This window comes from Paenibacillus senegalimassiliensis (assembly GCF_001486585.1).
In the GTDB taxonomy this organism is placed as follows: Bacteria; Bacillota; Bacilli; order Paenibacillales; family Paenibacillaceae; genus Fontibacillus; species Fontibacillus senegalimassiliensis.
Map to the genome: position 1 here is coordinate 212,079 of NZ_LN909045.1, position 19,165 is coordinate 231,243.

The 19,165-nt window shown below is 49.4% G+C and carries 30 protein-coding genes and 1 CRISPR repeat array; of the genes, 25 read left to right on the forward strand and 5 right to left on the reverse strand.

The window, feature by feature from the left end; genetic code table 11:
• Nucleotides 1–98 precede the first annotated feature (98 nt).
• Nucleotides 99–938: direct repeats of the CRISPR family, unit length 32 nt; unit sequence GTCGCACCTTACGCAGGTGCGTGGATTGAAAT.
• A gap of 156 nt (nucleotides 939–1,094) precedes the next feature.
• The 3 genes from BN3279_RS10955 to BN3279_RS10965 form a co-directional block, all read right to left on the reverse strand.
• The gene (locus tag BN3279_RS10955; RefSeq protein WP_059050780.1) at nucleotides 1,095–2,354 is read right to left on the reverse strand and encodes a tyrosine-type recombinase/integrase; all 1,260 of its coding nucleotides are present in this window, start codon (nucleotides 2,352–2,354) and stop codon (nucleotides 1,095–1,097) included.
• A gap of 91 nt (nucleotides 2,355–2,445) precedes the next feature.
• Nucleotides 2,446–2,904: an ImmA/IrrE family metallo-endopeptidase gene (locus tag BN3279_RS10960; RefSeq protein WP_059050782.1), complete on the reverse strand. Its 459-nt coding sequence runs from the start codon at nucleotides 2,902–2,904 to the stop codon at nucleotides 2,446–2,448.
• Between the two features lie 12 nt (nucleotides 2,905–2,916).
• Nucleotides 2,917–3,366: a helix-turn-helix domain-containing protein gene (locus tag BN3279_RS10965; protein ID WP_059050784.1), complete on the reverse strand. Its 450-nt coding sequence runs from the start codon at nucleotides 3,364–3,366 to the stop codon at nucleotides 2,917–2,919.
• 177 nt (nucleotides 3,367–3,543) lie between these two features.
• On the opposite strand from BN3279_RS10965, the gene BN3279_RS10970 reads away from it, so the two are divergent.
• Together BN3279_RS10970 and BN3279_RS23755 are read left to right on the forward strand one after the other, a co-directional pair.
• Entirely contained in the window at nucleotides 3,544–3,753 is a 210-nt protein-coding gene (locus tag BN3279_RS10970) for a helix-turn-helix domain-containing protein (RefSeq protein ID WP_082673037.1), read from the forward strand.
• A gap of 59 nt (nucleotides 3,754–3,812) precedes the next feature.
• Complete coding sequence (locus tag BN3279_RS23755) at nucleotides 3,813–3,974, forward strand: hypothetical protein (protein ID WP_157686450.1); 162 nt, start codon at nucleotides 3,813–3,815, stop codon at nucleotides 3,972–3,974.
• On the opposite strand, the gene BN3279_RS10975 is transcribed toward BN3279_RS23755, so the two are convergent.
• On the reverse strand, nucleotides 3,966–4,250 hold the full coding sequence (locus BN3279_RS10975; protein ID WP_187377779.1) for a hypothetical protein: 285 nt from the start codon (nucleotides 4,248–4,250) through the stop codon (nucleotides 3,966–3,968). The genes BN3279_RS23755 and BN3279_RS10975 overlap by 9 nt on opposite strands.
• Before the next feature lie 85 nt (nucleotides 4,251–4,335).
• On the opposite strand from BN3279_RS10975, the gene BN3279_RS10980 reads away from it, so the two are divergent.
• The 17 genes from BN3279_RS10980 (at nucleotide 4,336) to BN3279_RS11050 (ending at nucleotide 12,658) form a co-directional block, all read left to right on the forward strand.
• Entirely contained in the window at nucleotides 4,336–4,641 is a 306-nt protein-coding gene (locus tag BN3279_RS10980) for a helix-turn-helix domain-containing protein (protein ID WP_059050788.1), read from the forward strand.
• Nucleotides 4,638–4,874, forward strand: coding sequence for a DUF7667 family protein (locus tag BN3279_RS23985; protein WP_059050790.1), 237 nt, complete (start codon nucleotides 4,638–4,640; stop codon nucleotides 4,872–4,874). The genes BN3279_RS10980 and BN3279_RS23985 overlap by 4 nt, the downstream gene beginning before the upstream one ends.
• 3 nt (nucleotides 4,875–4,877) lie before the next feature.
• The gene (locus tag BN3279_RS10990) at nucleotides 4,878–5,063 is read left to right on the forward strand and encodes a hypothetical protein (RefSeq protein WP_059050792.1); all 186 of its coding nucleotides are present in this window, start codon (nucleotides 4,878–4,880) and stop codon (nucleotides 5,061–5,063) included.
• Between the two features lie 17 nt (nucleotides 5,064–5,080).
• A complete protein-coding gene (locus tag BN3279_RS10995) occupies nucleotides 5,081–5,251 on the forward strand; it encodes a hypothetical protein (protein ID WP_232436826.1) in 171 nt (56 codons plus the stop codon).
• A complete protein-coding gene (locus BN3279_RS11000) occupies nucleotides 5,241–5,435 on the forward strand; it encodes a hypothetical protein (protein WP_059050796.1) in 195 nt (64 codons plus the stop codon). The genes BN3279_RS10995 and BN3279_RS11000 overlap by 11 nt, the downstream gene beginning before the upstream one ends.
• Before the next feature lie 9 nt (nucleotides 5,436–5,444).
• Nucleotides 5,445–5,651 (forward strand): hypothetical protein, encoded by a 207-nt coding sequence (locus tag BN3279_RS23990; RefSeq protein ID WP_059050798.1) that lies wholly within the window; start codon nucleotides 5,445–5,447, stop codon nucleotides 5,649–5,651.
• 36 nt (nucleotides 5,652–5,687) lie between these two features.
• Nucleotides 5,688–6,122, forward strand: a complete 435-nt coding sequence (locus tag BN3279_RS11010; RefSeq protein ID WP_059048703.1) for a hypothetical protein — start codon at nucleotides 5,688–5,690, stop codon at nucleotides 6,120–6,122.
• 53 nt (nucleotides 6,123–6,175) lie between these two features.
• Complete coding sequence (locus tag BN3279_RS11015) at nucleotides 6,176–6,523, forward strand: hypothetical protein (protein ID WP_148466784.1); 348 nt, start codon at nucleotides 6,176–6,178, stop codon at nucleotides 6,521–6,523.
• A gap of 36 nt (nucleotides 6,524–6,559) precedes the next feature.
• Nucleotides 6,560–6,763, forward strand: a complete 204-nt coding sequence (locus tag BN3279_RS11020) for a hypothetical protein (protein ID WP_059048701.1) — start codon at nucleotides 6,560–6,562, stop codon at nucleotides 6,761–6,763.
• A 57-nt stretch (nucleotides 6,764–6,820) separates the two neighbouring features.
• Nucleotides 6,821–6,991: a hypothetical protein gene (locus BN3279_RS23760; protein ID WP_157686451.1), complete on the forward strand. Its 171-nt coding sequence runs from the start codon at nucleotides 6,821–6,823 to the stop codon at nucleotides 6,989–6,991.
• Nucleotides 6,992–7,047: 56 nt separating this feature from the next.
• A complete protein-coding gene (locus BN3279_RS11025) occupies nucleotides 7,048–7,323 on the forward strand; it encodes an AbrB/MazE/SpoVT family DNA-binding domain-containing protein (RefSeq protein WP_059050800.1) in 276 nt (91 codons plus the stop codon).
• The gene (locus BN3279_RS11030) at nucleotides 7,317–7,766 is read left to right on the forward strand and encodes a YdhT family protein (protein WP_059050802.1); all 450 of its coding nucleotides are present in this window, start codon (nucleotides 7,317–7,319) and stop codon (nucleotides 7,764–7,766) included. The genes BN3279_RS11025 and BN3279_RS11030 overlap by 7 nt, the downstream gene beginning before the upstream one ends.
• Nucleotides 7,767–7,782: 16 nt before the next feature.
• A complete protein-coding gene (locus tag BN3279_RS23765; RefSeq protein WP_187377780.1) occupies nucleotides 7,783–7,995 on the forward strand; it encodes a hypothetical protein in 213 nt (70 codons plus the stop codon).
• A 135-nt stretch (nucleotides 7,996–8,130) separates the two neighbouring features.
• Nucleotides 8,131–8,550 (forward strand): hypothetical protein, encoded by a 420-nt coding sequence (locus BN3279_RS11035; RefSeq protein ID WP_059050804.1) that lies wholly within the window; start codon nucleotides 8,131–8,133, stop codon nucleotides 8,548–8,550.
• Nucleotides 8,547–9,734, forward strand: a complete 1,188-nt coding sequence (locus tag BN3279_RS11040) for a DUF2800 domain-containing protein (RefSeq protein WP_059050805.1) — start codon at nucleotides 8,547–8,549, stop codon at nucleotides 9,732–9,734. The genes BN3279_RS11035 and BN3279_RS11040 overlap by 4 nt, the downstream gene beginning before the upstream one ends.
• 88 nt (nucleotides 9,735–9,822) lie before the next feature.
• Nucleotides 9,823–10,605, forward strand: coding sequence for a DUF2815 family protein (locus tag BN3279_RS11045; RefSeq protein WP_059050807.1), 783 nt, complete (start codon nucleotides 9,823–9,825; stop codon nucleotides 10,603–10,605).
• 58 nt (nucleotides 10,606–10,663) lie between these two features.
• Nucleotides 10,664–12,658: a DNA polymerase gene (locus tag BN3279_RS11050; protein ID WP_059050809.1), complete on the forward strand. Its 1,995-nt coding sequence runs from the start codon at nucleotides 10,664–10,666 to the stop codon at nucleotides 12,656–12,658.
• Here BN3279_RS11050 and BN3279_RS11055 read toward each other — a convergent pair.
• Entirely contained in the window at nucleotides 12,643–13,521 is an 879-nt protein-coding gene (locus tag BN3279_RS11055) for a hypothetical protein (protein ID WP_059050811.1), read from the reverse strand. The genes BN3279_RS11050 and BN3279_RS11055 overlap by 16 nt on opposite strands.
• Before the next feature lie 108 nt (nucleotides 13,522–13,629).
• Here BN3279_RS11055 and BN3279_RS11060 point away from each other — a divergent pair, with 108 nt between their 5' ends.
• From BN3279_RS11060 to BN3279_RS11085, 6 genes are all read left to right on the forward strand, one after another.
• A complete protein-coding gene (locus tag BN3279_RS11060) occupies nucleotides 13,630–16,032 on the forward strand; it encodes a virulence-associated E family protein (RefSeq protein ID WP_059050812.1) in 2,403 nt (800 codons plus the stop codon).
• 282 nt (nucleotides 16,033–16,314) lie between these two features.
• A complete protein-coding gene (locus BN3279_RS11065) occupies nucleotides 16,315–16,605 on the forward strand; it encodes a PDDEXK family nuclease (protein ID WP_059050815.1) in 291 nt (96 codons plus the stop codon).
• Nucleotides 16,602–17,978, forward strand: a complete 1,377-nt coding sequence (locus BN3279_RS11070) for a DEAD/DEAH box helicase (RefSeq protein ID WP_059050817.1) — start codon at nucleotides 16,602–16,604, stop codon at nucleotides 17,976–17,978. The genes BN3279_RS11065 and BN3279_RS11070 overlap by 4 nt, the downstream gene beginning before the upstream one ends.
• A 4-nt stretch (nucleotides 17,979–17,982) precedes the next feature.
• Complete coding sequence (locus tag BN3279_RS11075; RefSeq protein WP_059050819.1) at nucleotides 17,983–18,258, forward strand: hypothetical protein; 276 nt, start codon at nucleotides 17,983–17,985, stop codon at nucleotides 18,256–18,258.
• A 132-nt stretch (nucleotides 18,259–18,390) separates the two neighbouring features.
• Nucleotides 18,391–18,678: a hypothetical protein gene (locus BN3279_RS11080; RefSeq protein WP_059050821.1), complete on the forward strand. Its 288-nt coding sequence runs from the start codon at nucleotides 18,391–18,393 to the stop codon at nucleotides 18,676–18,678.
• A complete protein-coding gene (locus BN3279_RS11085; RefSeq protein WP_059050823.1) occupies nucleotides 18,659–19,087 on the forward strand; it encodes a transcriptional regulator in 429 nt (142 codons plus the stop codon). The genes BN3279_RS11080 and BN3279_RS11085 overlap by 20 nt, the downstream gene beginning before the upstream one ends.
• Nucleotides 19,088–19,165 lie beyond the last annotated feature (78 nt).

The window sequence follows — 19,165 nt, forward strand, 5'->3', positions numbered from 1 at the left end:
ATGTAAAAATATAGAATAATTTGAGCTGTTTTTAATGGTATAAGGGCTCAAAAAGGCTAATTAAGCTGGATAATACCCTTATTATGTTAAAAATCGGAGTCGCACCTTACGCAGGTGCGTGGATTGAAATACCTAAAATTCCTCCTTTGTTTTTACCTCTTGAGTCGCACCTTACGCAGGTGCGTGGATTGAAATCGGGTTGACCGGGAGCTGAAGGCGCTCGGCGTTGTTGTCGCACCTTACGCAGGTGCGTGGATTGAAATAAGAAGTCGTTGATTTTATTCACAAAAAGTTTGTCGTCGCACCTTACGCAGGTGCGTGGATTGAAATATGATATTAGGCTTGTTGTCGTCTGCCACGTTCCGTCGCACCTTACGCAGGTGCGTGGATTGAAATACACCAATGGCGAGACGGTCAACTTGCAGGTGTTTCGGTCGCACCTTACGCAGGTGCGTGGATTGAAATTTCGTGCGGTTCGCGTCAGCCAGCTTGATCAGGGCGTCGCACCTTACGCAGGTGCGTGGATTGAAATAATTTGATCAAGATCGGCATGAGCGAACCAATTACCGTCGCACCTTACGCAGGTGCGTGGATTGAAATGGGTGGCCGAGGATACTTGGGCTCGGGAAATTGAGTCGCACCTTACGCAGGTGCGTGGATTGAAATTAATTATGGCAAATGCAATCAATTACGCAGAAATTGTCGCACCTTACGCAGGTGCGTGGATTGAAATAATTTGATCAAGATCGGCATGAGCGAACCAATTACCGTCGCACCTTACATAGGTGCGTGGATTGAAATAGGAGCATATTGGGGATACGGTGGCACATATCACCGGTCGCACCTTACATAGGTGCGTGGATTGAAATGAGACAATCGGTACAGGCATGGAGCAAAGTCAGGATGGTCGCACCTTACATAGGTGCGTGGATTGAAATCCGGCTCCGCTAATCATTACAGATGGACACATCGTCGCACCTTACATAGGTGCCGATGATGGGTTATAATAGTGGTGAATATCCTTGATATAGCGGGGTTTTTAAGAGGTAGCTACCGTCCCGAAATACGTCTTGGGGACATAATGGGGACGGTTTCTATATATGTTTTTGGGCACGCTCTCCGAATCGATCAAATTCGGTAGCTGCCTGGTCTTCCATGCTCTTGGTCACGTGGCTATACGTGGTCTGGAGCATTTTTTCATTCGCGTGTCCTAATCGTTCAGCAACGGCCTTAGCCGGAATACCTCGCTCCAGCAGATAAGTAGCGGAGGTGTGCCGCAATCCGTGAAGCTTTATATACCTGAATCCGTTCTTTGCAAGAAACTCTCTCCACCAGCTATATGGTGTGTTTGGATGATAAGGGATCCCGTCGCCCTTGTGGAAGAGAAATTGTCTGTCTTCTGGAGCTTTCCACTTACCTGCAGCTTTCGCTTCCCACATCTGTTTTTTCCAAGTCCTATTCACATAGTCCTGCAGCTCCTGCATATACCATTCCGGCATCACGACCCAGCGCTCAGAGCTTTTATTTTTTGGCCCCTTGATCAAATGACGACCTTTAATTTTTGCAGGGCTGTTTTCGTCAATCTGTAGCCGGTTGTCCCCAAAGTCGCAATCGTCAATCTCAAGCGTGATAACCTCTCCGCGCCTAAACGCCCCCAAAAAGGTAGCTAGGATTAAGAGCCGCCAAATCGTTGGTTGCTGCTCTAGCGCAATCAAAATGTCTCCTATCTCACTCCCGTCATAAACCTTCACTGCTTCTTTTGTTGACTTCGGCCACTTCACACCTTTACATGGGTTGGCGTCTATCACCTGCCATTCCTTTGCCCGCTCAAGAACGTTTTTTAGTACCCGAAGCGCGTATATCTGCGTATCGGCATCTAGTGACCCGGGTCTCCCGTCTTTACGCGCTTCGGGTGACTTTAGGTACTCCTTGAAGTCTGTGATGTGCATGGTCGTGATGTCTTGAAGCTTTAGATGACCGAAATTCGGAAAAATGTGATTGCGCAAATGTTGGTCATAAATAACCGCTGAGTATTCAGACAAGTTGTCTGGGTCGCTGGCATACTTGGGCCGCCAATGATTATCCGTAAACTCTTTAAATGTCATATCACTTGACTTAATGTACTCCCCTGAGAGCACACGACGTTTAAAGTCCGAGAGTTGGTCATCCAGATAATCCTTAAGCTTTCGCCCTGCATCCTTGTACCCTTTACATTTTTCGGACATCTTCATTAACGATGGGTCATCAATTTCAATCGTTTCGCCAGGTCGGTTTCGTCGGCCATCGGCGTAATAGCCAAGATCGACACGCAGCCGCCAGGTAAACACGCCGCGCTTCTCAATACTACCTTTCAATTTCCATCACTCCAAACATATGTTCTATTCCGGGCTATATTTAAACGGCCTTACGGCCGGGAAGCACGAAGGTTAAAAGTTATGTATTATGCTAAATTGTCTCAATAACTCCAAGAGGATCGAAAGTGATTGTGTACTGCTCGTCCACCTTTAAATATAATCCGTATTTGCTAGTGTAACGATCTATAGCTACTTGCAAGAACTCTTCGGTTACGCCTAAATACTCAGATAACTCGTACCTGCCGGATATGCGCGATTTGTGTGCTTGGATAATACGATCAAAAGGTATCATACATTGATAGGCATATTGCCTCGCCAATAGCTCCTGCTTGCGGTTACGAATGGGGAACTGATCAAGGATGTCGCCACTTCCTGTAACGTAATGTGCAATTTCTTCTGCCAGCGCACAGGTCTTCTCCACCTCAGTTAAATCCTTATTAACTCCCACCATATTTCCTTTAAGGAGGGCTTTGGCGTTTGACTTAAATCGCGCCTCGTAAACATACAAGTTCAGCTTTTCCGCTACGATTAATAGGCTCTCGTACCCCATCAGCACACGCTCCTACTTATTGCGTTTCTTTTTGTGAAGTTGCTCTAACATATCCAAGTCCTCTCGCATCAGCTTTTGTTGCTCTTCGGAGTAGTCGTCGTTGTGTGCTGCGATAACTGTTAAATGTGGCTTGGTGCAACGCTCATATTGCGCTTCCAGAGTGGTATCCACGGTGTACTTTCCGATGTCGTCTAGGGCGTTGTACTTGCGAAGGATGTCTTCCTCATGCTGTGTAAGCTCAATACTTTCAGGGATAGCTTCATCTTCCCACCCCATCAAGTAGGCGGGTGTGGTTTTTAGGGCTTTTGCCAGTGGCTCAAGTATAGACAAGGGCATATTATCTATCTCGTCACCTTCATATCTGTAAACTGTAGCTCTATTTTTCCCTAATGAGGCTGACAGTTGGTCAACTGATAATCGTAGTTCTTTTCTTCGCTTTTTAATTCGGTCACCTATAGTCATTTTCTGACCTCCTTACGAAACTATATTATTACTAAATTCGCATATTTGCAACAAAAATTTTATCATCATTCAATATTAGTTGCGATCCATGCGAAAAAAGTATTGACTTAGTTTACCCAGTATTATAATATTTAATTAATCGCACCACATGCGACAAAATAAAGGGAGGTGATACTAGTGAACACTAACAAACTTCGGGGCAAAATCGTCGAGTGTGGATTGTCGGTTTCAGAGTTAGCCCTTAGAGTAGGACTGGATAGAGCCACGCTATATAGAAAAATAAAGAAACAAGAGTTTAGTGTAAGCGAAGCCGTTTTGATCAGTCGGGAACTTAATCTTTCAAAAGATGAGGTAATGGCTATTTTTTTTACTTCTTTTGTCGCATGATATGCGACATAAAGCCTGTTCAATGTCCGTAAATTAATAGAAAAGCGAGGTGAGAAAAGATGGAGAAGTCTGAGATATTCGCAAACTTGAAAGCTGCCTTTGAAGATGCGGTAGCCTTCGCCATGCAAAACGAGGTCGATCTTACTAAAAGCGAGATGCGGCGTTCCAATTTAATCGACCTCGTCTTTCAAGAAGCCGCTAGAAGAGAGGAATTAGCCTGAATATTTCTGAACATATTCGTCTAGTACAGTCTTTAAAGCCGGCAGGCCTTTAATTGCCCCGGAGCGTTCAATGATCTGTGCGCCTATACCGTCACCGTTCTGGATATTCCAGACATAAACGTGAAAGGGCTTGGTCTTACGGTTACACCCTGATATCTCAATATCATATTTATCATTCAACCTTCGATAAGCACAATCTTCAAGATCAATAACTTTGACCGTATAGGGCTCCCCGAGATATTCAAGAACTGCCCGAAGATTTTTACTGGTCGCCAATTTAATCACTATCCCTTCTGCTAATTTGGTTAGTCTCGACAACTTCCATTTTATCAAAGAGGGGGCAGAAAGGATATGACGTCTCATGACCGCCCTTGAAAAAGCTATTGCCGATATCGTAACTCTGCACGTTTCAGAAGCAGAGAAACGCATCCTTGAACGGCTGTCAGCAGCATCCGATAAGACGCTGACTTTCTCCGAGGCTTGCGACTATCTGAAAATGTCTGATTACACGCTTCGCAATCTGTGCAAAGCAAAGCGGATCCCACACCGGACAGTTGGGGCAGAGGGGAGCAAGAGCCCACGGTATTTGTTCAGTACAGCCAGCCTTGATAAGTGGAAAAGGGAGGAAGAGGCGAAGAACTACCGCCGAGAGGAACAATCCTCATGACCATTCCACTTAACCCCATCCACCGTCGATTAGCCGAACTGACGGAGCGCGGCATAGCCAATCTTAACCCCATGGAACAAATGGACCTGCTGCATTGCCTGGACGCTAATCTACGCCAGGTGCGTCAACTCCACCAGCTTAACGGCCTGATCACAGCGGCGCAGGTGGCCGGTGACTACTACTGGGCATCAGAGCTTGTGCAGCGGGCAGATCGAGTATTGAGAGGAGGGTGAAGCGTGAAAATATCTACCTTAATCGCCAGATTGACAGATCAAATAGAAACACATGGTGACCTACCCGTCGTCTTTGCAAAGTATGAGAACTACGGCGGGTCGCTGGAAGAGTTTGAACTTGTGGACGGGTATCTGTCTCATGAGTACACTCCTGCAGGAGCCCACGTGGTAGTCCTTTGGGATAAATAGGAGAGGAGAATAGTGCTTTGGAAAAGGAAGTCATTGACTACTGCGCTAACGAGTATTGCGGTAAGGAGATTCACTTCGGCCAGCCTGTATTCCGAATCGGCCATGAGTTGGTCTGTAACGGCCAATGCCTAGTGGAGAAGTTGGGGGCTAAAGCCACTATAGCAGGGAGGGATAAGGATGAAACCTAGTATCGGACGTATCGTGCATTACAACAGCAATCTAGGCACGGCGGCAGCCATCGTAACTCATGTTCATACCAACGGTGAAACGGTGAACTTGCAGGTATTTCGGCCAGACGGTGAGATTAGGCACTTGACAGCCGTTGAGCCGGGTAAGCACTTAGGCGGGTGGAATTGGCCGCCAAGGGAGTAGGTGTAGTAAATGAACGTCTATGAAGCTATCTACGGGATGGGCGGTATAGCAACGGGTGGGTATTTTAAATCGCTTGTTTCGGCCTACAGTAAGGCAAATGTCGCGGGTCTGTTGTGTGAGGAACACGACGAGGAGGTCTTAATTTCAAGTGTGATTGAGACTGACCAAGTTCCTGCCGACGCTTATGAGCGGGTTTATACAACTGATAGGCTCTAGTGCGCAGTAGACCCAAAGAGCGAAGGAGGATTTTAAATGTCCGTAATAGATGTAAGGTATATTGGTGAGTCATCTGAGGGTTTTACCCATGGAAAAGTATACGAGAGCGCATTGAATGTTTCTGACGGTAGTTTGCTGGTAACTGATGATGTTGGCAAGTCAGTAAGATTTGAGCCGGGATGGTTTATGACATTTGACAACTTGGGAGTGCACGGAAGCACAAGGCGCAGGGAATCTGCTTGGCTGGATGGGGTAGCAAAAAAATTTTGTGGAGTTATTAAGCGCGAAGATGCGGTGAAGTACCTCAACGACAAAGAAAAATACGATTTTCACTGTCTTTGCAACAAGATTGAGATGGGCAGAAAAAGGGATGGGAAACATCCTGTGAATGCCTACTTGGTTATCAATGTCGATGAACCATATGCGAAAGAAGTTGCCGATATTTTGAAGCGTCATGGACATTGGGGATAATGCACATTCCGCGGCAACGCCGCAATGACCATTTAATGAAGGAGTGAATGAAGGTGAAGACAGAAATGCAGATTCAAAAAGAAAATGTTGCAAAGTTACTAAAATTGATAGCGGAAAATCCGGATTTGAGAGTATTGCCAATGGTAGACTCCGAAATTGTAGCCGATGATGGATATAATCGTTGGACGGCTGTATTCGGGTCGGCGCAGGTCGATGAAGTTGTGTCAATGGGAGAGCGCATTTATATCCGCTCAGATGATGAAGAACAATTGATTAATGAAGCTTACGACAAGTTGTATGACGACAAGTTGACGGACAAAGAAGCGGAAAAGAAAGCCGAAAGCATTGTCGGTAGTTACGAGTGGGAAAAGGTTATTTTAGTAAACATTAACGAGTCGTAAGTGATAATTGACACATTTAATGAAGGAAGTGTTTAAATGGCAAATCAGAAGAATAAAGAATTATTCTCATTGCTCGATGATCTACATGAAAATTATGTACAGATAGAGCATTACGCCGTTGGCCGAACAAAGGCCGGCAATCGTCCCTCTGGAAGGCTGCGACATATTGAAACTCATGCAAGCAATATTGAGCAGATTGCGGCGAAAATTCAGCAACAAGTTCAAGCCATGATGAAGTGAAAACGTCACAGTTCGAAAATGTAGCGCAATAGCCTTGAGAGGAGGTGAACACGAAAAATGAACGAGGCTCAGCTTCGCAAGTTCGATTTGATGCGGAGACGTTGGCAGCTTTTGAACGGCCGGGCTACCTGTGATCCAGAGTTACTGCCTGCAGCATTGAGTTGGCTCGATGGTGAGATAGCGGCCTTAAACGTAGAAAAGACCTCCAGCGAGGTAGGAGTCGCTTAGAGGCCACAAGTAAAGCAATCTAAGGTCAGTGTAACACTGGCGAGAGGAGAAAATCAATGAAAACAACTGGAATCGTACGTCGTATCGATGATCTTGGCCGTGTCGTTATCCCGAAGGAGCTGCGCCAGACGCTTGGCATGGAGACAGGGGACGGGTTTGAAATCTTTGTGGATGGTGACAAGATCATCTTGCGCAAGTATCAACCGGGTTGCTATCTGTGCGATAGCGTGGAGGGCGAGATGCACCCGCATTATGGGCATCGGATCTGTACTAAATGCATTAAGGACGTTAGCAAGTACGCTGATCAAATTAAGGGGGCTATGCAATGTTAATTACTCGCGATTATGTTAAGCAACTCGGGGCTTGTTCCGAGGGGTTCCGTTACTTTCTCGAAAACTTCCCTGAGGGAGCTACCTATCAAGATGTGCTGAACAAATGCTATGAAGACGGCCACGCCGATTGGGCTAACTGGCTGATGGATAGTGTCAGTGATGCTGAGATGTCCGCAGCCAATTCGACTCAAACCAAAGTCGGTGTAGTCTTCGGCATCCCTGGTTTTGTCAAGGCAACGATTGATTTCTTGTGGAATCGTACTTGGTTTGATCCTACTACCGTCGAGCCGTCGGAAGGCGATTCCCAGGGTAACCATGCCCAGCTCGCCAGCAGCGGCGACGGTGCCCGGCTCGCCAGCAGCGGCTACGGTGCCCAGCTCGCCAGCAGCGGGTGCCCAGCTCGCCAGCAGCGGCTACGGTGCCCAGCTCGCCAGCAGCGGTGACGGTGCCCAGCTCGCGTTGGAAGGAGATCACTCTGTAGGTGCAGCGATTGGTCGAGGCGAGAACCGTATCCGAGGTAAAGTAGGCTGCTGGATCACCTTGGCTGAGTGGGTTTGGGTCGAAGATATATTAACCCCGCTCTGTGTCAAAACGGTTCAAATCGATGGTGAAGCTATCAAGGCTGACACCTGGTACACCTTGCAGGATGGTCAGTTTGTAGAAGTGTCATGAGTAAAGTTTTAATCCTACTGCATCCACCTGAATGCGAGATTTGCGGAGAGGCGGTAGAGCCGAAGTTCCTGAGACCATGGAATGATAAAGAAGTTTGCACTTATTGCATCAATCAATTAGAGGAGGAATTTAACCATGCCAGTAACAATCACGATCAACGGAGAATCAGCAACACAAGCTATTGAGGAGTTTGCGACACTGTCCGCAGCCTTTACGGGGGAGAACTCCATTCCGCCATTAACTACGCCAAACCTGACGGGTGGTCAGTCCGTTGCCCCGGCTGTCTCTGTTACTCCCATTGCACCGCCAACCACACCTGTTGCCTTGTCTTCTCCGGCCCCAATAGCACCGCCGGCTCAGGTCCCTACAGCAGCGTCCCCAGCCTATGATCTTAATCAGCTTGGAGTTGCGGCACAGCCGCTGGTGGACGCCGGGAGAGGGCCGGAGCTTATCGGCTGGTTGCATCAACATAGCGCTCAGGCCCTTACTGATCTTAACCCGAGCCTCTATGGTGAGTTCGCTACTTACCTGCGTAGCTTGGGGGCTAGGATATGACGGAGATTGCACACGCAGAGCGGGCACACGCCTTGCTGTCGGCCAGCGGGGCACACCGCTGGCTGCACTGCACACCTTCTGCGCAGCTTGAGGCTACGCTGCCAGACACGGAGAGCGAGGCCGCCAAGCGCGGCACACTGGCCCATGAGATCGCAGAGCTTAAGCTGCAGAAAGTCTTCTCGGGGCTTCCGACTCGCAGCTTCAACGCCGCGCTGAAGAAGTTCAAAGCTCATGAGCTGTATGAGCCAATCATGGACGATCACACTAACGCTTATGTGGAATACATCCAGTCTATCGTTCATGCTTATCCTTCTACGCCGTTTGTGGCGATTGAACGTCGTGTGGATCTGACTGACTTTGTTCCAGAGAGTTTCGGAACCTCAGACTGTATCATCATCGGCGGCGGTAAGCTGCATGTGATTGACTACAAAAACGGTCAGGGTGTTCCGGTGCCGGCAGAGGATAATCCTCAAATGAAGCTCTACGCGCTGGGTGCGCTTAAAGCCTTCTCGCTTTTATTCCCAATTGAAGCGGTACACTTGGCAATTGTGCAGCCGAAGGTGTGGGACACGCCGTCAGAGTGGTCAATCTCAGCGACTGACCTGCTAGCCTGGGGCGAGTCAATTAAGCCGATTGCACAGGCCGCCTTTAATGGCGAGGGAGATTACGTAGTTGGTGAACATTGTGGATTCTGTCGGGCAAAGGCTACTTGCCGAGCTCGTACAGAGCACATGCTTGCGGCGGGAAGCAAGGCCCCGCTTAAACCGCCTTTGCTCTCTTGGGACGAAGTAGGTGAGGTACTCCGTCAGGCTGATGGAATTGTGAAGTGGTATGAAGCCTTAAAGAAAGGCGCTCTGGCCGAAGTGCTTAAGGGTGGTCAGGTTGAAGGGTGGAAGGCTGTCGAGGGCAGAGGGAGCCGGGATTATACCGACTTGGACAAAGCCTTTGCTCACTTGAAGGAAAAAGGTATCGATGAGGCAGTTCTTTATGACCGCAAGCCTTTGTCCCCGCCACAGCTTGAAGAAGCGCTAACGAAGAAGGTCTATAAGGATCTGCTTGAGGATGCAGGGCTTGTCGTAAAGCGTCCGGGTGCGCCAACGCTGGCGAAAGCCGGTGATAAGCGACCAACATTTAATGACCAGGTTAAACCGGAAGATGCATTCAGTGCCCCGCTTGAGGCCTGATATGGGTGATATTGCAGATTATTACGTTGATCAAATGACTTCAGGCCGCTGGTCAAGCGGCCCATATAATCTAGGAGGAAAACGACAAATGACAAATGAAGCGACGAACGTAACGACTGGACAGGTAAGACTGAGCTTTGTACATCTTTTTCAGCCACATGCGAATCAGCCAGGGCAGGAACCGAAGTATAGCACGACCATTCTGATTCCTAAATCAGATGTAGCCACTATGCAGCGCATCAACGCTGCCATTGAAGCCGCAGCTCAAAAAGGCGTTGCTGGAATCTGGAACGGAGCACGTCCACCACAACTTAAAACGCCGATTTGGGATGGCGACGGTGTCCGTCAAAACGGGGAGCCGTTTGGTCCTGAGTGCAAGGGGCATTGGGTCCTGACCGCAAGTAGCAAGCAACAACAAGCCGTTGTGGATGTCAACATGAATCCTATTATCAACCAAACCGAAGTGTTCAGCGGGATCTATGCGCGAGTGAATATTAATTTCTTCCCATTTAGCAACAGCGGTAATCGCGGAATCGGTGCAGGCCTTGGCCCCGTGCAAAAGGTGGCGGACGGTGAGCCGCTCGGAGGCCGAATCAGTGCAGAGCAAGCTTTCGGGGGTATTGGCGGCGGCGCGGGCTTTGCCCCTGCTCCGGCTCCTCAAGGTTGGGAGCAGACACCTCCGCAGCAATATGGTCAGCAGCCGCCAGCACAAGCTCCATATCCACCACAGCCGGGCTATGGTCCAGCACCACAGGGACATGGTCAGGGTCAGCCAGGGTATGTCGCGCCTCAACCACCTGCCCAGCCACCGCAGCAGCAAATTGACCCTATCACTGGGAAACCGCTGAACGGCGGGGTATGGGGCATCTAAGTTTAGTCACAGGGGTTCTTTTTAGAACCCCTTTCTTTTTCTAAGGAAGGAGGAAGTCATGGGCCATCTCTCCATTGATATAGAGACTTATAGCAGTGTTGATATTAAGAAAGCCGGTCTTTATAAGTACGTTCAGTCTCCAGATTTTGAAATTCTACTATTTGCTTATTCTTGGGATGGCAACCCGGTTCAGGTTCTTGATCTGAAACAAGGGGACCTCATTCCTCAAGCGGTTATAAACGCGATGTTTGATAGCTGGACCATCAAACATGCATATAACGCCGCTTTTGAGTGGTACTGCTTGAGCAAATATTTCGGATTGTTAGGTGACATCTCAAAAGCTCTCTCGTGGCTTAACCAATGGAGATGTACTCAAATACACGGCCTTTATCTTGGTTATCCTGCGGGGCTTGGGAAAGTAGGCGACGCCTTGGGCCTGCCCCAAGACAAAAAGAAAATGGGCGTTGGTAGTTCGCTGATTCGCACGTTTTGTGTACCTTGCAAGCCCTCAAAAGCCAACGGTCAGCGGACCAGGACGCTACCACACCACGAGCCTGCGAAATGGGAGCTTTTCAAGGATTACTGTAAAGGTGACGTCGTGGCCGAAATGGAGATTCTTCGTCGTTTGTCTGTATTCCCGGTTCCTACTCAAGAATGGAAGCTATGGCAACTGGATCAAAAAATCAATGTGCGCGGGATTGCTTGTGATCTGGAGCTGGTTCAGGGAGCGCTAACGGTTAATGAGCAAGTTACATCGGAATTGATGGCCGAAGCTGTGCAGCTCTCTGGTCTAGATAATCCCAAGTCAGTTCAACAGCTTAAGAAGTGGCTGACGGAAGAGATCGGGGAAGAAGTTGAGAATTTACGGAAGGATACTGTCGCTGGCCTGATCAAATCCGTTGACGACGGTAAGGCCAAACGTGTGCTTGAGATTCGCCGGGAGCTTAGCAAGACAAGCGTTAAGAAATACCTATCCATGCAGACTGTTGCCTGTGAGGATGGGCGAGTACGTGGGCTGCTCCAGTTCTACGGGGCGAATCGGACGGGCCGCTGGGCTGGCCGATTAGTTCAGGTCCACAATCTAACCAAGAACAAGATGCCTCTGGAGTTACTGAATTATGCTCGGCAACTTGTTCGAGAACGCAGAACCGATATGCTAAAGCTGGTCTTTGGAAACGTGCCGGATACGCTTTCCCAGTTAATTCGCACGGCGTTTATAGCCCCGGACGGTAGGCTGTTGCTCGTGGCCGACTTTAACGCCATAGAGGCCCGGGTAATTGCCTGGCTAGCCGGTGAGCAATGGCGGCTTGATGTATTCGCCTCGCACGGCAAGATATATGAAGCTTCGGCTTCTCAAATGTTTGGTGTACCTATTGAGTCTATTGGCAAGGATAGCGATCTGCGGCAAAGGGGGAAAGTATCAGAGCTGGCCCTAGGCTACCAGGGTGCTGCTGGCGCGTTAATCAGCATGGGTGCAATTGATATGGGCCTTAAGGAAGAAGAACTGCCGGAGATTGTCACGCGCTGGCGGAATGCAAATAGGAGAATCGTTGATCTATGGTATAGCTTTGAACGCGCAGCGATTGAAGTCATGGAGACGGGGCAGCCTGTCGGGGTAAGGGGTATCATTTTTGCCCGGGAGAGTCACTATGGTAGCGGGCTCGATTTCTTTACGATTCAACTACCTAGCGGCCGGAAGCTGTACTACGTCCAACCGACCCTCGCACAAAATGACTTTGGGAAGCAGGCACTTCATTATATGGGACCAGATCAGAAGACAGGCAAGTGGACGAAGATCGGTACCTATGGAGGGAAGCTCGTCGAAAATGTGGTTCAGGCTATTGCTCGTGACTGTCTGGCCGTCTCGTTGGTCAGAGCCGATCAGGCAGGCTATGACTCAGTGCTTCACGTGCACGATGAAATCGGGATAGAGTCCAACCAGCCTGAAGAGCTGGACGATGTGCTGGGATTTATGGCCCAGCCGATTGACTGGGCGCCGGGACTACCGCTTAAGGCCGCGGGGTTTACGACAAGCTTTTACATGAAGGACTGAATTCCAGGTATATATTCGATATTATTTAAATTTAGGATTTTTTCTATTATTATATATATTTCCAATTGAGGATCCTTAAATCCAGCGCCACGTAATTGCTTGCTTATCAATTCTACAAGTTCAGAGATATCTACTGGCTCAGACAATTCATTACGGGCCCTAAGTCCGGATAGGTGTAGAAGTAGTAAGTCAGTTGTTGCCTCTTCTAGCCTAGACGTTTTAGCCACAAATGTTCTTACCTTAGAAATTGGGCTCCCTACTGTCGAGCTAATAGCCCCTTTGACCGTAGTTAGTTCACTCTGAATATCTTTCAACGTTTCCACTATGAATTGTTCTGATGAAACTTCACTCTCCTTTATTGAAGCAACTTTAAATGTACCGAAACTCTTTAAAAACGGAGAATGGCTGGGGTCTTTCAACGAGTCTTCATAGGTGGCTTTTACTTTTGCAGCAAGTTGCTCCTTAAACTCAACAATGTCTTTATACCTGAGGTCTCTAGGATACTGGAGGTGTTCTATAACACCTGTATCAAAGGAGTAGTCAGTTTGGTCATCTTTAATGATTACTGTGGGCTTATCGAAAGCGAGTCGCATACCAAGCTCAAACATGACATTAGGGTTTTTGCAGCTAACATCGCAAACTATGATGTCTGATGTATAAAGTCCTTCCACAATTCTTTTATGTATTAGCCCGACACTATTACCTTCGCTAACGATTTTAGGATCACAAGTGTACTCAGGAAGGGCAGAGAGTGACTCATGAATAATGCGTTTCACGTCGATCCAATGTTCAGCACTGCATCCGTCTATAGGGGCTATAGGCATCACAAGGCCAACATTTAACTCTTTTTTCTTTTCAGTCATATTAACCTCCTAAATACTTACTAGGAACATTATACCAATTAACTAAGAGGTTAGTAGCAATAATGTACTATATTTTGTTTTTCATCTAATGAAAGGAAGGCAGCCGCCATGCAATACGATAGACAACTAACCATATCCTCCGCCGGCAGTAGGCATTCCACGCAATGGCAACCGCAGGTGATCTATTGGTCCGAGCTGGTAGAGCGCCTGCGGACCGCAGCCCGGGGCACGGAGACGCTGGCGCAGTATCTGGCGATGCCGAAAAGCCAGCAGGACGACCTGAAGGACGTTGGGGGCTTCGTTGCCGGCGCCCTCGCTGGTGGTCGCCGGAAAGCAGGCGCTGTAACCGGGCGTGACGTGATCACGCTTGACTTGGATAACATCCCTGCAGGTGGTACGGCGGACGTACTGCGCCGGTTAGATGGTTTGGGATGTGCCTATGCCGTGTACTCTACGCGCAAGCATGAGGAGGCAAAGCCACGGCTACGGGTGCTGACTCCGCTGGATCGGACGGTCACGGCTGACGAATACGAGCCGCTGGCCCGTAAGCTCGCTCAAATCATCGGCATAGAGTTCTGTGACCCGACGACCTTCCAGGCTACGCGCCTGATGTACTGGCCGAGTTGCAGCGCTGACAGCCAGTACGTCTTCACCTTCGGTGATAAGCCCTTCTTATCTGCTAATGGCCTGCTGGGGATGTACTCAGACTGGCGCAACTGGCAGGAGTGGCCGCAGGTTCCAGGTACGCAGCAGGCGCATGTCCGCCTTGCCGCAAAGCAAGGTGACCCGACCTCAAAGCCCGGCATCGTTGGTGCGTTCTGCCGAATCTATGATGTGCCGGCAGCCATTGAAGCGTTTCTGCCGGGTATCTACGAGACAACCGATGATGGGCGCTTGACCTATGTCGGCGGCTCCACTACGGGCGGCGCGATTGTATACGACGATGGGCAGTTCCTTTACAGTCATCACGCTACCGATCCGACGAGCGGACGTCTGGTCAACGCTTTTGACCTGGTTCGCCTACATCTATATGGCGACCAGGACGACGAGGCGAAGCTAGGAACCCCGACGAATAAGCTGCCGAGCTATACGGCTATGTCCGCTTTCGCCATGCAGCAGGAGCCTGTAGTGGGTCTGTTGATGCAAGAACGATATGACAAGGCCGTGGAGAGCTTCGGCGGTGAATCTGCATCAAACCTTAGCCCTGACCCGGCAGATATGGACTGGATGAAACGTCTTGAGATCAACAGCAACGGCATTTATATGAAGACCGTAGATAACGTGCTGATTGTGCTGGAGCATGATCCAGTGCTTAAAGGGAAAATTGCTTTCGACGAGTTTGCTAACCGTGGGCTTGTTCTGGGTGCGTTGCCGTGGGATCCGCGCTCTGATCGGCGGCCCTGGGCAACCTCAGATGACGCAGGCATCTATCATTACGTTGAAAAAGTCTACGGCATTGCTGTAGAAGCTAAGATCAATAACGCTTTAACGCTGATATCACATAAGTACCGCTTTAACGACGTACGGCAATACCTTGAGGGCCTGTCCTGGGACGGTGTTCCCCGCCTGGACACACTGCTAACAGACTACCTAGGCGCAGAGGATAGCGTTTATACACGGGCTGTGTCCCGTAAGTCCTTCACGGCTGCTGTAGCTCGGGCGATGGTTCCAGGAGTTAAGTGGGACTACATGCCGATCTTAGCTGGACCGCAGGGGTTAGGGAAATCTACCTTCCTGAGGCTTATGGGCAAGAACTGGTACAGTGACAGCTTGACGACCTTCGAGGGGAAAGAGGCCTGCGAGATGATTCAGGGCGTTTGGGTCAATGAGGTCGGAGAGCTGACTGGCATGAGCAAGTCCGAGAGCAACGCCGTCAAGCAGTTCCTGAGCCGGACGGAGGATATCTACCGAGAGGCCTACGGGAAGCGTACCATGCCGTACCCGCGGCGTTGTGTGTTCTTCGGGACTACGAATGATAGTGAGTTCCTGCGGGATCGGACGGGGAACCGGCGGTTCTGGCCGGTGGACGTTGGTCTAGTGCAGCCTGTGAAAAGTGTTTTTCGGGATTTAGAGCCTGAGGTCGATCAGATTTATGCGGAGGCCTTTGTCCGCTGGCAATTGGGAGAGCAACTGTACTTGACCGGAGAAGCTGAGGAGTTGAGCAAGTCGCAGCAGGAGGTGCATAGGGAGAGTAGCGCAAAGGAAGGTATCATAAGGGCTTTTATTGATCGGCCTGTGCCCGAGGACTGGCAGAAGCGCGATATCCCAACGAGGCAGTTGTACTGGGGTGGCGAGTTTGGGAAGCCCCATGAAGGGGCGGCGGGGCCCCGAGACCGGATATGCGCCGCAGAGATTTGGTGCGAGTGCTTCCGATCGGATATTAAATTCATCCGCCAGTCAGACACCCGAGAGATTAACGGTATTTTAGCGTCATTGCCCGGGTGGGAAGAGTATCGCGGAAGATTCGGGCCCTACGAAATACAAAGAGGATTCCGCCGTAAAAGCCGTTGACACTTAGGTTGTTGACAGTCAACGGAGTGTCAACAACGGAGCTGTGACAGATTTTTAAGTGTCAACAGGAGTGTCAACTAAAGTGTCAACAGTAAAAAGCCTTATAGAATCTATATTTACATTACTTAGTTGACACTGTTGACACTTAATCTAATTGATATAAAAAATAAAGAAATTATAGGGATTAGAGAATATACGTAACGCCTAATACACCTGATTAGTAAAAAGTTACGCGACGCGTAGCGCACACGCAAATACCACAAGGTAGGGAGGATTGTCAAGATGCGAGAGCGAGATATAGAAAAATATTTACGGGAGCGAGTTCAGACCGTAGGTGGCTGGGCCCCGAAGTGGACCAGTCCTGGGAGCAATGGCGTGCCAGACCGAATTGTATTTCTACCGGGTGGGCATATAGTATTTGTGGAACTGAAGGCGACCGGAGAAAAGCCGAGACCCTTGCAACTCGCCCAACATAAACGGATTAAGTCTTATTCCCAAGAGGTGCGAGTGATCGACAGCAAGGAGCAAGTGGATGCACTAATTCGGGATTGGCAGGAGTGGACTGATGTATGAGTGCGAAGAAGTTTATCCCACACGACTATCAAAGGTACTGTATCAATCGGCTTCTGTCGGACGAAGAGCTAGGACTATTTTTGGATATGGGACTTGGTAAGACCGTAATTACGCTTACGGCTGTCAATGACCTAAAGTATAACCGGTTCGCCATTCGCAGGACACTTGTGATTGCCCCGAAAAAGGTAGCTGAGGCGACGTGGACCAACGAGGCAGCCAAGTGGCAGCACCTGCAGCATTTGCGGATTATTCCGGTGCTGGGGAAACAACAGAAGCGGATCCGAGCCCTGAACACGCCCGGGGATATTTGGGTGATCAATCGGGATAATGTGAAATGGCTAGTGGATCATTACCGGAATGCCTGGCCGTTTGACATGGTGATCTTAGATGAGCTATCAAGCTTTAAAAATCACCAGGCGCAGAGATTCAAGGTCCTGACATGGGTACGCCCACACATCAAGCGAATTGTAGGGCTGACAGGAACACCGGCCCCAAATGGACTTTTGGACTTATGGGCCCAAGTCAATCTACTGGATCAAGGGGTCCGACTGGAGAAGCATATCACGCACTATCGGACGAAGTATTTCGAGAAGAATTACAACGGACATGGATATATGGCGAAGCCTGGGGCTGATGATGTTATTCAGCGTAAAATCGCTGATCTTTGCATCAGCATGAAGGCAGAGGACTATCTGGACCTGCCAGACTGCATCACCAATGTCATCCCGGTTGCCTTGGACGACAAGGCCGCCAAGCAATATAAGCAGATGGAGCGCGAGCTGCTGCTAGAGATTGACGAGGATACCGAGATCACAGCAACAAGCGCCGCCGTATTAACGGGCAAGCTACTGCAGCTTTGCAACGGGGCCTTATATGACGGGTCTCGGCAAGTTCACCAGATCCATGATTGCAAGATCGAGGCCTTTCTGGAATTGATAGAGCAGCTTAACGGCAAGCCGGCTCTAGTGTTCTACAGCTATCAGCATGACAGGGACCGGATCCTTCAGGCGTTGAGCAAGTCCGGGTTGAAGGTAAGAGAGCTGAAGACGCCGCAGGATCAGCTAGACTGGAACGCCGGGAAAGTCGATATCCTTCTGGCGCATCCGGCCAGCGCAGCCTATGGACTTAATCTCCAGGACGGCGGTAATCATGTTGTGTGGTTCGGTCTGACCTGGTCACTGGAACTATATGAGCAGGCGAATGGCCGGCTACACCGCCAAGGGCAAAAGCAGAAGGTCATTCTGCATCACCTGGTTGTACAGGGTGGAGCTGACGAGGACGTGATGGCGGCGCTGGAAGCCAAGGCGACGACACAAGATAAATTACTTGAGGCACTTAAGGTCCGTGCAGATCGGATCAAGAAGGGAGCGTAATAGCATGAGCTTAAGAAAAGGCGATAAAGTCAAATGGGCCAGTAATGGGCGATTAAAGCACGGAATCGTGCAGGCGGTTGTGCCGGCGAAGGATAACCCGCGCTTGCACCTGCGGAAGGATCTAAGTTTAAGACAAATCAAATTCAGCGGAAGCAACGCTAACTATACGCGGTATATCGTGGCCGTTCCGCGCGGCGGACAGTCGGAGCTGGCTGATTACTATTGCCCCAAGCCAGGAGCGCTAGAGGTGGATTCGGACGAAGAGAGCGTGATGACATGACTCAATACGCCTTAGAGCATCCGTATATAACGGCATTGTTGGTAATCTCAGTCTTAATCGTGATTGACAATACGATTAAATCTATTGAAGCGGTACGCATCGCTAGGCACAACAGCAGAGGAGGGGTAAAGGATGAACACCAAAATCTGTGATAAGCATAAGGAGCATCCAGCGAAAATATATAGCAAGTGCATTGGCTGTGAGATTGATATGCTGCAGCAGCGGATCAAGGAGCAGGAAGAGCTGTTGAAATGGCATCGGAGTAAAGGGAAACCAGATAAAGAGCGGGCGGACGCTTTATACAAAACGCTTGAGAGGGTTAGGGATTATCTGGACCGAGATATCTATAGCCTGGCATATCACGAGTTGGAGCAGGCGTTATACGGGGGAGGTACACAGGATGCAGCAAACAAAGATTAAACGGGGAACCTTTCAGCACGTGGAGTCTGAAATTTATGCTTACCACGAGACCCGCAAAGAGATATTACGGCTCAAAAACGAGATTCTTCACGGAGGGAAGTCCGGTGAGGATGAAAACGTAGGAGGTGGGCGGAGCAATCTTCCGGGCGATCCCACGGGACGGACAGCGGTACTTCTGACCAGTCACAAAAAGTTGGAGCAGTTGCAGACAATTGCAGATGCGGTTGAGGCGGTGTACAGAGAATTGACGCCAGAGAAGCAGCGGTTGATTAGGCTGAGATACTGGACACGGCCACAGACTCTTACATGGGACGGTATAGCTAAAGAGGTCCCGGCGCACCGTGCAACCGTAATTCGATGGAGGAATGAAATCGTTAAAGAAGTCGCCATAAAAATTGGTTGGAGATGACGTGCAACTCTAATGCGACTTTTGGGGTGCAAATCCGTGATATTATGATATCGTGGACGAAGCATAGGAAGGTCGCCA